This is a genomic window from Cytophaga sp. FL35 (assembly GCF_014349235.1).
Lineage (GTDB): Bacteria > Bacteroidota > Bacteroidia > Flavobacteriales > Flavobacteriaceae > Euzebyella.
The window spans coordinates 15,234-28,386 of record NZ_JACSOH010000027.1; the positions used below are offsets into that span (position 1 = coordinate 15,234).

The 13,153-nt window shown below is 40.7% G+C and carries 12 protein-coding genes; 2 read left to right on the forward strand and 10 right to left on the reverse strand.

Annotated features, from left to right (window positions below):
* Positions 1-104: 104 nt before the first annotated feature.
* On the reverse strand, positions 105-1,265 hold the full coding sequence (locus BIZ36_RS17255) for a FecR family protein (protein ID WP_187459141.1): 1,161 nt from the start codon (positions 1,263-1,265) through the stop codon (positions 105-107).
* Between the two features lie 117 nt (positions 1,266-1,382).
* Here BIZ36_RS17255 and BIZ36_RS17260 point away from each other — a divergent pair, with 117 nt between their 5' ends.
* Positions 1,383-1,979 (forward strand): RNA polymerase sigma factor, encoded by a 597-nt coding sequence (locus tag BIZ36_RS17260; protein ID WP_187459142.1) that lies wholly within the window; start codon positions 1,383-1,385, stop codon positions 1,977-1,979.
* On the opposite strand, the gene BIZ36_RS17265 is transcribed toward BIZ36_RS17260, so the two are convergent.
* From BIZ36_RS17265 to BIZ36_RS17295, 7 genes are all read right to left on the reverse strand, one after another.
* Positions 1,976-2,752: an SDR family NAD(P)-dependent oxidoreductase gene (locus tag BIZ36_RS17265; RefSeq protein ID WP_187459143.1), complete on the reverse strand. Its 777-nt coding sequence runs from the start codon at positions 2,750-2,752 to the stop codon at positions 1,976-1,978. The two genes, BIZ36_RS17260 and BIZ36_RS17265, sit on opposite strands and share 4 nt — an antisense overlap.
* A gap of 1 nt (position 2,753) precedes the next feature.
* Positions 2,754-4,193, reverse strand: a complete 1,440-nt coding sequence (locus BIZ36_RS17270) for a c-type cytochrome domain-containing protein (RefSeq protein WP_187459144.1) — start codon at positions 4,191-4,193, stop codon at positions 2,754-2,756.
* Positions 4,193-5,653, reverse strand: coding sequence for a DUF1501 domain-containing protein (locus tag BIZ36_RS17275; RefSeq protein WP_187459145.1), 1,461 nt, complete (start codon positions 5,651-5,653; stop codon positions 4,193-4,195). The genes BIZ36_RS17270 and BIZ36_RS17275 overlap by 1 nt, the downstream gene beginning before the upstream one ends.
* Positions 5,654-5,656: 3 nt before the next feature.
* Entirely contained in the window at positions 5,657-7,996 is a 2,340-nt protein-coding gene (locus BIZ36_RS17280) for a PSD1 and planctomycete cytochrome C domain-containing protein (protein WP_187459146.1), read from the reverse strand.
* 162 nt (positions 7,997-8,158) lie between these two features.
* Entirely contained in the window at positions 8,159-9,349 is a 1,191-nt protein-coding gene (locus BIZ36_RS17285) for a M20 metallopeptidase family protein (RefSeq protein ID WP_187459147.1), read from the reverse strand.
* Between the two features lie 17 nt (positions 9,350-9,366).
* A complete protein-coding gene (locus BIZ36_RS17290; protein ID WP_187459148.1) occupies positions 9,367-9,894 on the reverse strand; it encodes a YceI family protein in 528 nt (175 codons plus the stop codon).
* Between the two features lie 63 nt (positions 9,895-9,957).
* On the reverse strand, positions 9,958-11,001 hold the full coding sequence (locus tag BIZ36_RS17295) for a formylglycine-generating enzyme family protein (RefSeq protein ID WP_187459149.1): 1,044 nt from the start codon (positions 10,999-11,001) through the stop codon (positions 9,958-9,960).
* Between the two features lie 200 nt (positions 11,002-11,201).
* Between BIZ36_RS17295 and BIZ36_RS17300 the strand changes: the two genes are divergently transcribed.
* A complete protein-coding gene (locus BIZ36_RS17300) occupies positions 11,202-11,885 on the forward strand; it encodes a head GIN domain-containing protein (protein WP_187459150.1) in 684 nt (227 codons plus the stop codon).
* Positions 11,886-11,887: 2 nt separating this feature from the next.
* Here BIZ36_RS17300 and BIZ36_RS17305 read toward each other — a convergent pair whose 3' ends face one another.
* Together BIZ36_RS17305 and BIZ36_RS17310 are read right to left on the reverse strand one after the other, a co-directional pair.
* Entirely contained in the window at positions 11,888-12,070 is a 183-nt protein-coding gene (locus tag BIZ36_RS17305; protein WP_187459151.1) for a CPXCG motif-containing cysteine-rich protein, read from the reverse strand.
* 10 nt (positions 12,071-12,080) lie between these two features.
* On the reverse strand, positions 12,081-13,097 hold the full coding sequence (locus BIZ36_RS17310) for a Gfo/Idh/MocA family protein (protein ID WP_187459152.1): 1,017 nt from the start codon (positions 13,095-13,097) through the stop codon (positions 12,081-12,083).
* Between the last annotated feature and the right edge of the window lie 56 nt (positions 13,098-13,153).

Consider the following 13,153-nt stretch of genomic DNA (forward strand, 5'->3'; position numbering starts at 1 on the left):
TTACAATCGGAGGATGGTGCGAACATTCTCCGATTTTTCTTTTTTCGATCATTGAACCCTTTTTGCCGGGTTGCGCTGGCTTTAACTAAGTCATTTCATAAGCCCTATTTTTTAATGATGGTTATTTTATCTTCCGATATTTGGAATTGAACATTGTGGATTTTACTGAAGTATTCCAAAACCTGCCCAATGGATTCATTCTGCACATCTATGGTAGCATTGAACCGCTCCCCTTCCAAATGGTTTTGGGGGTTGGAAATAACCACATTGTAATGTCTTTCCAATTTTCTTAAAATATTGTTGAAAGGCGCATTCCTGAACACTACATACCCATTTACCCAAGAGGTGTACAAATCAGTAGGTACTTCTACCGTTTCAATTTTGGACGAGTTCTTATAAAAAGTCCCCTTGAAACCCGGTTTTAAAAGCACGGGTTTTTCTTCTTTCGATTTATTGGGTACCAACTGAACCGAACCGGAAACAAGAACCACTTCCGTAGTGGCATCCTCATTGTAGTTGGCCACATTAAAAGTGGTACCCAACACTTGAACATCCAAGCTATCTAAAGCCACCACAAAAGGATGTGTTTTATCATGGCTTACCTTAAAAAAAGCTTCACCGGATAATTTCACCTTTCTTTTTAATCCTTTTTTAAACTGGGAAGGAAAGGTCATACGGCTACCGGCGTTCATGGTAACCTCCGTACTGTCCGAAAGGGCCACGGTTATATTTTTACCGTAGGGTACCGTAATGGTATTGTAAACAATTTCTTTAGCGGGCTTGTTAGATTGAAAACTGATTCTATTACCAGTTTGATTGGCAATAACACTCCCATCCTTGTCCTTAATGGATACAGAACCTAATTCTGATATTTCTTCTACCATACCATTGGAGTGCTCCAAGGTGATGGTATTTTCTTTAGGTAAAATGTTTGTCTCCTCAACTTGGTCACTACCATTGTACAAATACAGTCCCACTGCTAAAAAGCAAAGCAAAATAGCCGCATATTGAAGCCCAGTATATACATTTCTGCGTAGAGTGAGTCTTTTGTCTTTCCTGATTTCCTTTAGGAGCTCTTTTTTTGTTTCCTCCAGATTTGGTTGGTTCATTTTATATAAAGCAACAAAGTGCGTTTTTAAATAGTTCTTGATGAAGGCCTTGTATTCTTCCTTGCCAAAATATGTATCCAGCTCATCTAAATCCTCACCATTGGCAGAATTACCCAAAAATTTAATAAGAAGCCTTTCGAGGGAACTTAAATTCATACAAGTTTTTAATTGCTCTTTTAATTATTACGTTCAAAATTTACAATACACTTACTTTTTCTTGATAATTTTTTATATTCAACCAATTTTTAGTTCAATATTTAGTATATCATCAATATGCAGAAATACGATAACAATGAGGTTTTAATCAATGGATTAAGCAAAGGAAAGGAAGATGCATATATATTTTTACTGGAAAAATATCATAAAAAACTCTTCAGCTATACCCTCACTTTAATCCATGATCGCAGCCTAGCCCAGGATATTGTCCAGAACACTTTCATTAAAACTTGGCGTTTTAGAAAAAAACTAAAACCCGAACATTCCATCCAGAGTTTTTTATATAAAATGGCCTATCATGAATTTGTTGATGAATACAGGCAGGGTAAAAAACTACTTCCTCTTGAGGATAAATATTACAAGCACATGTTCGAGGTTCTTGAGGAAACCAATGAATACAAATTAGAACGTTTTCTGGGGCTTCTTTCCAAAGAAATAGAAAAACTCCCCCCCAAGTGCAGAGAAATATTTACACTAAGCAAACAGGAGGGACTTACCAATAAGGAAATCTCAGAACACCTATCCATATCCATTAGAACGGTTGAAGTTCAAATGAGAAAGGCCTATAACAGACTTCGAGATAGCCTTGGTGACCAATACGAGACTGTCTTTTTCTTTATATTTAATAAAAAAGAGTTTACGGTAAGGAACTAATCCCCGTTTAAACGAATAAAACCGCCATCTATGGGAAAATCGGTTCCCGTAACAAAAGACGCTTCATCTGAACACAAATAAAGGGCCAGATCGGCTATTTCTTGAGGTTTACCCATTCTACCTATTGGCTGTGTCCTGGAAAGTTGTTGAAACTTTTCCTCAATGGCATCCGGAAAATTGTTTTTTAAATAACCATCCACAAAAGGAGTATGTACCCTAGCTGGAGATATGCTATTACAACGGATGTTATATTCCAAATAGTCCTTTGCTACCGAATACATCATGGTCAAGGCCGCTCCTTTTGACATGGAATAGGCAAACCTATCTTTTATACCCACGGTAGCGGCAATGGAAGCCATATTGATGATGGAACCTCCCTTTTCTTTCATAAAAGGAATAACGGAATGAATACAATTGTAAACCCCTTTGACGTTTACCTGATAAATTCTATCAAAATCTTCTTCCTTTGTGAGCTCAACATTGCCAATATGGGCAATACCGGCGTTGTTCACTAAAATATCAATCCCATGACCGGAGGCCACCTTTTCTACCGCTTGTTTTACTTCTTTTTGGACTGAAACATTACATTCATGCACAAAGCCTTTTCCTCCTTTTCCCTCAATTTCGCCCAATACTTCCTTAGCGTTGGTTGCCTTTAGTTCCAAAATATGCACCTCAGCGCCCTGAAGGGCCAAGTTTGCCGAAATGGCTCTTCCTATTCCACTACCACCACCTGTGACAATGGCTTTTTTTCCCGATAAATCAAACTTCATTTTACTTTTCTTTGGAAGACAAGGTATCTTTTGAAACAAAAAAGTCTTTTATCTCATTATCCATACCATTGTCAATTTTTACACTTGGTTTTTGGTTTGTCAATTCTTCCAAGCCTTTGCTTGAAATTTTGGTTCCCCAAATGTAAAGCCTTTTTAGATTTTGAAAGGCGAGTAAAGTAGAAATGCTTTTATCAGTTACGGACGTCTCGTATAATTTTAAGAGACTCAGGTTGTTTAGTGATTTCAATTGACCTAAATCTTGGTCTGTGATTGGGGTCTTATCCAATTCAAGCCATTCTAAATTTTGGCATTTTGCTAATAGATTTACCTCTTCAGCTCCAATAGGAATACCACTCAAATCAAATTCCACAATATTTCCGGCAATTCTTTCCAAGTTACGTATGGGTTTGGAGTCATATTCAGGCGGTAAATAGACATCAATACTCAAAGCATTGGAATTACCTGCCATTCGCGTAATTGTCAAATAATCACTGGCCAAGTTTTGCAGCGTACTATCCGCAACTATAGGCAATTCTTTCCATCTATCTTCGGCACTTGGCTCCATTAATTTTTTTACCAAGGCCTGTAAAGGTTCCGTCGGTGGAAGTGAAGCATATTTCAAGGTATCGGAAGCACCCAAAGCAATCCAACTTTCCAAAATGGCAATCTCATCAGAATCCAATTGGGTCTTCCCCTCCGGCGGCATGTGCTCCTCTTCTTCAAGCGGGAGGTGCAACCGTTTTATTAACTCACTTTCTTCTGGATTTCCAATGACAAGCGTATTACCATGCTCCCCTCCTTTAAATAAACCTTCAAGGTTATGCATTAACAATGCTCCTTTTTGCTTGTTAGGATTATGGCAGGAAACACATTTATCTTCTAAAATAGGAGCCACCACATGCGCGTATATCAAAGGGTTTTCTGGTAATTCCTTTGATTTCTTACCTGTAGGAAGCGCTAAATAATCTTCGCCGTGTGTCACCATACCGCCGTAGTGGCCCGTTAAACTTACCAACACCAGCATGAACACCAAGAGCGTTTTTTTTACAATCGCCTTACCCAACAACCTCCTTTCTACCTGATAAAAAATTACCAACAGAAAAGCTAATCCTGCACCTAGCCATTGATGCCAAAAAAGTAAATCGCCCTTTTCACCGGCTTCCTTCCCAAGAAAGAAACCCGAAATGGCAGTAACCAAAACAGAAATCACCATGATTTCCAGCAGGAGTTTCGGAAAAGTCATTTTCGTAAAACCAAGGAAAACGGTAATGATAATCAAAACTATGGGAAAGTGCAGTATCAATGGATGCCAACGGCCCAACCAACCTACCAGGCTTGGAAGTTCTATACGGGATTCAAAAATGAGGCAAAAAACCAGAAAAATGGATAGACCCAAAATGACATAATCCACCCATGAACTTTTAGAATTTGAGTCTGTCATTACGATAAAAGGTCTTTAACTACATTTCCAGCAACATCGGTCAACCTAAACCTTCTGCCCTGATATTTATAGGTAAGTTGTTCATGATCCAAACCAAGGGCATGCATAAGGGTGGCATGAAAATCATTGATATGAACCGGATTTTCTACTACATTATAACCAAACTCATCCGTCTGTCCATAGTTAAGACCCGGTTTAATACCGCCTCCAGCCATCCAAATACTGAAAGCCCTTGGGTGATGGTCCCTACCATAATTGGCAGGATCAAATTTACCTTGGCAGTAATTGCCACGGCCAAATTCGCCACCCCAGATAACTAAAGTGTCCTCTAACATACCCCGTTGTTTTAAATCCATAACCAAAGCTGCCGAAGCTTGATCTACATCTTTTGCCTGGCCGGCCATTTCATTGGGCAGATTGCCGTGTTGGTCCCAACCTTGATGGTACAATTGTATAAATCGCACCCCGTTTTCTGCCAACCTTCTTGCCTGTAAAGCGTTTGCCGCGTAGGTGCCGGGCACTTGACAATCTTCACCGTACAATTTTACAATGGACTCCGGTTCTTTTGAAATATCCATCACGTCAGGAACGGACATTTGCATGCGATAGGCCATTTCATATTGTGCAATTCTAGATTCTATCTCATCATCTCCCGTTTCCACATGGTGGAGTTTGTTGAGTTCTGAAACCTCGTTTAGAAAATCGCGCTTTTCGCTTCGGGAAATTCCGTCAGGATCATTTAAATACAAAACCGGATCTTTACCTGAGCGCAACAAAACCCCTTGGTGCTTAGAATCTAAAAAGCCACTGGACCATAACTTGGAATACAAACCTTGGCTATTGCCTTTTCCTCTAGAGGTCAACACCACAAAAGAGGGTAAGTTTTTATTTTCACTACCCAAACCGTAACTGAGCCAAGACCCCATACTAGGACGTCCGGAAATCTGACTCCCCGTTTGAAAAAAGGTAATGGCGGGATCGTGGTTAATGGCTTCCGTATGCATACTTCTGACTACCGTAATCTCATCGGCAATTTTAGCAATGTGAGGAAAAAAATCACTGATCCATGTTCCGCTTTGTCCGTACTGTTTAAAATTGACAGCGGGAGGCATTAATGGAAATTTTGCCTGATTAGCGGTCATCCCCGTTAACCGCTGCCCGTTTCTAATGGACTCCGGCAAATCCTCTCCCATGCGTTTGCGCAGGGTAGGTTTATAATCAAAAGTTTCCAATTGCGAAGGAGCACCTGCCTGAAAAAGGTAAATGACGCGCTTGGCCTTAGGTGCAAAATGCGGGATGCCCAAAGGCATATCTGCACTTATTTTTCCTTCGTTTTTAAATAAATCGGGTATCAATAAAGAACCTAGTGCCAACGATCCAATACCTACACTCAATTGTGAGAAAAAATGTCTCCTATTGACCTTTAAAGGATTTTCTTTCTGTTCGTTCTTCTCTTTCATAGCTTATTCTTTGGTAATGGTTTCGTCTAAATTGTAAATAACTTGGGCCGTTAACATGAGGGCAGCCGTTTTAGATGGGTCTACCTTCAATTTTTCGTAATTGCCTACAGCCACCAATTTTTCAGCTTCCACCAAATTCTCAGTATAGGTTTTTAGGGCATCATGGTAGTAGGCTGTCAAAGTGAGCAACTCTTCTTTTTTAGGACTACGAACCAATATTCTTTTAAATACCTTGGATACGTAATCCTTATCCTCTGGATTCTCATGAACCATTTTCTCTGCCATGACACGGGCCGCCTCTAAAATCTGAACGTCATTTTGTAGGACCAGCGCCTGCAAGGGCGTATTTGTCTTTTGTCTCCTTACCTCGGAAAAATCACGGTTGGGTGCATCAAAAATGGTCATGGAAGGCGGAGGTAAAGTTCGTTTCCAAAAAGTGTACAATGAGCGCCTATACAAATCATCGCCTTCATCAGGTATGTATTTGGTCAAAACCCCTCTGTTTCCACCGGCGTTGGTTTCCTCCCACAACCCTTCAGGTTGATAGGGACGTACGCTAGGTCCACCTATTTCCTTGTTAAGGAGGCCACTTGTGGCCAAAACGTAATCCCTGATCATCTCACCGCTCATACGAAACCGCTCCGCCCTGGCCAACCAAATATTCTCGGGGTCGGCTTTTTTCAATTCGGGGGTTAGCTCGGATTTCTGCTGATAAGTAGCGGAAAGCATTATTTTCTTAAGCAAATATTTAACGTCCCAACCATTTTCCATAAAGTCAACCGCCAACCAATCCAGCAATTCCGGATGCGTAGGCAAGCTCCCTTGCACCCCAAAATCCTCTGCTGTTTCCACGAGACCTTTTCCGAAAAGCATTCCCCAAATTCGGTTAACAAAAACCCTTGCCGTTAACGGATTCTTGCTATCGGTTAACCACTGGGCCAATCCTAAGCGGTTTTTCGGTAAATCTTCCGAAAAAGGAAAAATATTAGATGGCGTACCGGGATAAACAGAATCCGTAGGTTGATCATATTCTCCCCTATTTAAGACATAAGTAGTTTTAGGGGCGGAATCGTTCATCACCATCACGTTCAATTTTTCGGTCTTGTGCATATTTATAAATGACAGAACATCCAACGTGTCCTTGGCACTTACTTCAATAAATGGAGGATCGGCAAAAAACTTTTGGTTTTTAGCCTGTACGGCATCCATTTGCAGGCCTTTTTCGTCTACCTGATTGAAAAAAGCATAAAACTGAAAATAGTCCTTTTGCGAAATTGCATCATACTTATGGTCATGACAACGGGCACATTCCAAGGTAAGTCCCATAATGCCCTTACCCAATGTATTGGTACGGTCCAAGACATAGTTTACGCGGTATTCTTCTTGAATAACCCCACCCTCTTGGGTAATGGGATGATTTCTATTGAAGGCGGTTGCCAATACTTGCTCTTTAGTGGCATTGGGGAGTAAATCTCCTGCTATTTGCCATGTTAAAAAATCGTCGTAAGGAAGGTTGCTGTTAAAAGCATGGATGACCCAATCCCTCCAAGGCCACATGGTGCGGTAACTATCATCTTGATATCCGTGGGAATCTGCATACCTGGCAACATCCAACCAAGATTGTGTCATACGTTCGCCATATGCGGGTGAGGCCAAAAATGCATCAATGACCTTTTCAATTCTTTCTTCGGAAGTATCTTTCATTAGCTTTTCTACCATTTCCGGAGAAGGCGGCAAACCTGTGACATCTAGACTAATTCGCCTGATTAGAATTTCGTCCGAAGCTTTTTCCGAAGGCTGAAGTTCTTTTTCCTCTAATTTTTCAAGTACAAAGGCATCGATTTCATTATTTCCCCAATCCGATATTTCACTTTGGGGAAGCTCTTCTTTTTTGGGAACGATATAGGCCCAATGTTTTTCAAATTCGGCTCCTTGCTCAATCCACTTCTTAATTAAATCTTTTTCGTACGTACTTAATGATAGTTTTGAATCAGTGGGTGGCATTATAATTTTGGGGTCATCGCTAATAATTACCTCATAGACCTTACTTTTATGAGGTTTTCCTTTCACCAAGGCATAACCGGAACTTTCGGAAAGCTCCTCGAAAGCGGTCTCTTCTATATCCAAACGCAATCCAGCTTTTCTTTTATTCGCATCCGGACCGTGACAGGTATAGCAATTATCGGAAAGAATAGGTTTGATATGAAAGTTGTAATCCACAACCTCGGGAATTTTTAAGGAAGCATATTCTTTTGGCTTGGGAGAAAACCACCCATCCACATAGCCGTATAGTACAACTATCAACAATAAGAAAATGAGAGGTAATGTAAATTTGAGTTTCATAGTTAGTAATTGGTGAGGTAAATTGGCATTTAAATGTAGTGATTTTAAACACTCTTGTCCAATGCTATTTATGCAATGAATGGCCCAATTTATACCACAAACTCAAAATTAGGGGGAGTTCAGGAAGAAAAAGAAAGAAAATTACTATAGAAGGTATAAAATTTACAATTGGGACAAAGCCAAAAAAGCCATTAACCCGCCGCCTATTTCCATGGCACTTTCGTCTATATTAAAAGTGGGAGTGTGCAAGCCAGAAACAATGCCCTTTTCAATATTGCCAACACCCAACATATAAAAACAAGAGGGGCCCTTTTGGGTATAGTAGGCAAAATCTTCAGCCGCCATCCATTGATCCATTTCAACCACATTTTCGGGACCCAAATATTCCATAGCTTTTTGTTGAAGTAAGGGGGTTAGATGGGCATTATTTATCAAATGAGGATAGCCATTTTTAAAAGTCAGTTCAGCGGTGCCTCCCATAGACTCTGCAATGCCCTCTATCAACTTTTCCAGTTTTTTTAGGGCTTCTGACCTCCAGGCCTCATCCATAGTTCTAAAAGTACCTTCAATATAAACTTCATTAGGAAGCACATTAATGGCTCCATCGGCAATCACTTTACCAAATGAAAGCACAGAAGGTGTTTTAGGCGATGCCATTCTACTTACCAGCTGTTGAGCGGCCACTATAATATGCGAACTGATCAAAACGGGGTCTACAGCCATTTCTGGCATGGCCGCGTGACCTCCTTTTCCTTTCACGGTAAGGAAAATTTCATCCATACTTGCCATAAACTTACCAGAACGGAAACCCACCTTACCTATGGGCAAATCTGGTCTCACATGTTGCCCAACATGCGGTATTGCACCCAAATCCTTATAGGCCTTTTCTTCTAGCACCTTAGTTGCTCCCCCCGGCCATAACTCTTCCGCTGGCTGAAACAACAATTGCACCTCGCCCACAAACTCGTTTTTTAGCTGTATCAGTATTTTGGCGCACATGAGAAGCGAAGCCATATGCGCGTCATGTCCGCAAGCATGCATAACTCCCAAATTTTGTGATGCAAACTCAAAGGTATTTTCTTCGGTGATGGGCAGGGCGTCCATATCCGAACGCAATAAAACGGAAGGTCCTTTGGATTTCCCTTGTATGGTAGCCAGTAATCCGGTATTTGCCACTGATTTTATTGCATCTACACCTATAGAATTCAAATAATTTCGAAGGTATGTAGATGTTTCAAACTCTTGAAAAGACAGCTCTGGATGGGAATGAAGATGCCTTCTCACCGAAATAAATTCTGGCAAGAAGGACTTTGATAGATTCTTTAATTCTTCAATTAGATGGGCATTTTGCATAGAAGCTTAGCGCTTTATCACTTTGAAAAATACAAATCGAATTCCACCTCCACTTTTTCACCAACTACTATCTGTCCGAACATGGCAGTTGGAGGTTCGATACCAAAATCAGCCAATGCTATTCCGTATTTTCCAGCGAGTTTGATGTTATCTCCCTTATGATCTAACGTTACAGGGATTTCCACATTTTTACTTTGCCCTGCAATGCTAAGTGCACCCACTAAAACCGATGATTTTTTCACCTCTTTGAGCGTAAAGTTAATTTTAGGATGTTCATCTTTCTTAAGGGCATCGTACATTTTATTGTCCATTGTAGGCCCCCTCTCACTTTTAATTCCCTCAACAACTACATCAAAATCAATTGACTTTGGAGCATTGCTATCTGCCGTCAATTTTCCATTGAGCTGCTCAGCTGCCACCGTCCAATCGTGTATGGTAGAGGTGCCATTTATTTTCAAGGTACTATCATCTTGTAGGCTGTACGTTTCTTGTGCCTGAAGACAAAATGAGGAAACAACCAAAACAAGGGTCATCAAAAATTTCATTTGTATATTTTTTAATGGATATTCTCCGGATTATTGTTTATCAGAATACTAAGAAGAAACGACCTACTCATCTAGAACAGTTTGCCAAAATTTCTTCTGATCGTCAGCGGAAGGCTGTTCTTTTGGACTTACCAATCGCATACCAACATAATTGGAATCTGTAAACCACCAGAAACTTTTTGGAATTTGAGGGTCTCTTTTTTGCTGCTTTAAGCTAGAGGCGGTTCTTGCGGCAGACCGCAATTTATCGGCATCATCATCCCATGACCCGCCTCTATACGAACGAGGGTGAATTACCGTAGGTGTCACCCAAGGATTTTTAGGGTCTGTCTTGGCATAAGCATCTTCCTTGTACTCGTCCAACGTCCATTCGGCGACATTGCCATGCATGTCGTGCAGCCCCCATGGGTTTGGTTTTTTACTTCCTGCCTTGGCATATTTGCTTTCACTGTTCTTATAATAAACCGCATATTCATCCATTTGGCTCAAATCATCGCCAAAGCTATAAGCGGTGGTAGTACCTGCTCTTGCCGCATATTCCCATTCCGCTTCCGTGGGCAACCGATAAAACTTGCCCGTGATGGTACTTAACCATTTACAAAAAACCAATGCCGAATAAGCAGACATACTTACCGCGGGAAAGCCATCTTTCCCCATTCCATAGGAAGGATCCTCGTAAGGCGGGCTTGGTCTGGTAATGGCATCAACCTTCATGACCCTATCATTTTCCAGCTTTACGAACATTTCTTTATTCTGTTTGAAAAACAGCTCAAAAAGGTCCCAGGTAACCTCATACTTCCCCATATAGAAAGCATCTAGCTCCACATTCTTCTGAGGGCCTTCATCTGCTTTTCTATTTGCTTCGGATTCAGGACTACCCATCATGAAACTTCCGGCAGGTATGGCCACCATATCAAAACTTACTTCGGTAGCCGGTACTGTTTCGGTATAGCCATTGGCATTAGAACTTTGGGCAGGCGAAAGTAATTTTGGGGCTTCCTGCGTTTCACTAACGGTTTCAGGGGTTTTTTCAACTGCCACCTTTTTGGCCGTACATGAATAGGTAAGGGTTCCGACGATGGCCAGGCAGTAAATAATTTTCTTCATTTAGATAGTTTAAATTGTTTGGATTTCGCTAAAATTAAAGGTTTTTTCCGATCAAAAAAGCAAAATAAACTCTTAATCGATACAGAAGTGCCATACTTGTTCGGCTTATAACTTATCGCTATGACACACTGATTTTTATAACAAGAATACCATATACCTAAATGAATTATCTTTGAAGCAGCACACATCAAACCAAAGAAATGAAAAAATCAGTACTTATCATTTGTACCTTCTTGGCCACTACACCACTTTTGTCACAAAAAGCCAATACCAAAACCCTTGAAAAATTCACCGAGTTAAAAGCCTATGACAGAATAGTGGTTACCTTGGTCAAGAGTTCGGAGAACAAACTCGTGATTACCGGAGACGATAAGGATGAAGTCAATATTTCCAATAAAAACGGACTCCTCAAAATAAAAATGGAATTTGACAATTTCATGGACGGGGACGAAGCAAAAGCAACACTATATTACACGGAAGATTTGGCACTTATTGACGCCAATGAAAATGCAAAAATCAATTCTGACGAGGTCTTAAAACAAAACGGACGCATAGAAATTAAAACCCAAGAGGGAGGCAAAATTGACCTGAAGGTTGCATTGAATGATTTATATACCAAGTCTATTTCCGGTGGAGAGATCACCTTAAACGGTTCTGCAAACACCCAAGAGGTAATGGTCAATACCGGTGGAAAAATTTACAACAAACAACTGGATACCAAAGAGACCGTAGTGGTGGTGAATGCGGGTGGCCGTGCAGACATTAAAGCATCGGACAAAGTAGAAGCAAAAGTAAGAGCGGGAGGTTCCATTTATATCTATGGTACCCCAAGAGAAATACAAAAGGATAAAGTTTTTGGAGGTAAAATAGAAGAAGTGGACTAATCCTATTGCTCTATGCTTCGGGCTTCAAAAGCGATCAGTTCAGAGTTTTCAAAAATTGGCTCCACTTCTATTGGATTGCAACAAACCTCACAATCTTCCACATATACCTGTCTGGTTATTGAAGGGTCTACCAGCATTGAAATATCTTCCCAGCAGTAGGGGCATTGAAAAAAATGCTCGTACATTCTATAGATTTTAGAGATGCACTAATTCACCTTTCCTCGAAGAATCATATATGGCATTGATCACTGCGACCGCTTTACGGGCTTCTGTTCCATTTACCATGGGCTCTCCTCCTGCCAAAATCACTTGAAGCATATTTGCCAAGACTTCCTTATGGTTTTGATGACCTATGGCGGTAGGGTCTGCGGCACCTGAAGCATCTCCGCTTTGGACTATTGTTGGGGAATCTGTACCAGGAACATTCCATTGTACAATTTTACCGGCCTCCATGAGCACACTACCTTTTTCCCCATAGATTTCAAGTCTTTCCGGATAACCAGGGACCAAAGCGGTTCCTGCTGTTATATTGCCGATAGCCCCGTTTTCAAATTCAACAATAGCACTACCTACATCTTCTCCTTCTATGGGATGAACACTTGTTTTTACTTTACCATACACAGATTTGGCATCTCCCAATAGATTTGTTAACAGATCTATGGTATGAATTCCCTGATTCATAAAAGCTGCACCTCCATCATATTCAAGAGTTCCTCTCCAATCGCTACCCGCGTAATATTCATGCGAACGGTACCAGTTAATATGGGCATTGCCCATTAAGATTTTTCCTAGTCTCCCCTCATTTACTGCCTTCTCTAACAAACGATAATCTGCACTGCATCTGTTTTGCAGCACACAACCAAGTTGCACTCCCTGCTTTTTACAAATCTCTATAGCTTGATCAATTTTTTGGGTCGTAACTTCCAATGGCTTTTCACTTAGCACATGTTTTCCCGCTAAGGCTGCAGCTTCAATGGCTTCACCATGTCTACCACTTTCATTACAAATACACACTAACTGTATATCTTGGGAGAGAAATTCATCCATATTACTAAAGGCCGCGACCCCAAATTGCTTTTTTACCGCCTCTACCCTATCGGATGATTTGGTGAAAAGAGCCACCAAATGGGCATTTTCCAACTCAGAAATGCATTTGATGTAATTATTAACGATCGACCCTGTACCTACAATTCCTATTCCTATGGATGACATGTGCAGTTAAATTAAGTTACGACTATGTTACAAAGAATTTAGTTTATCTGCAACCT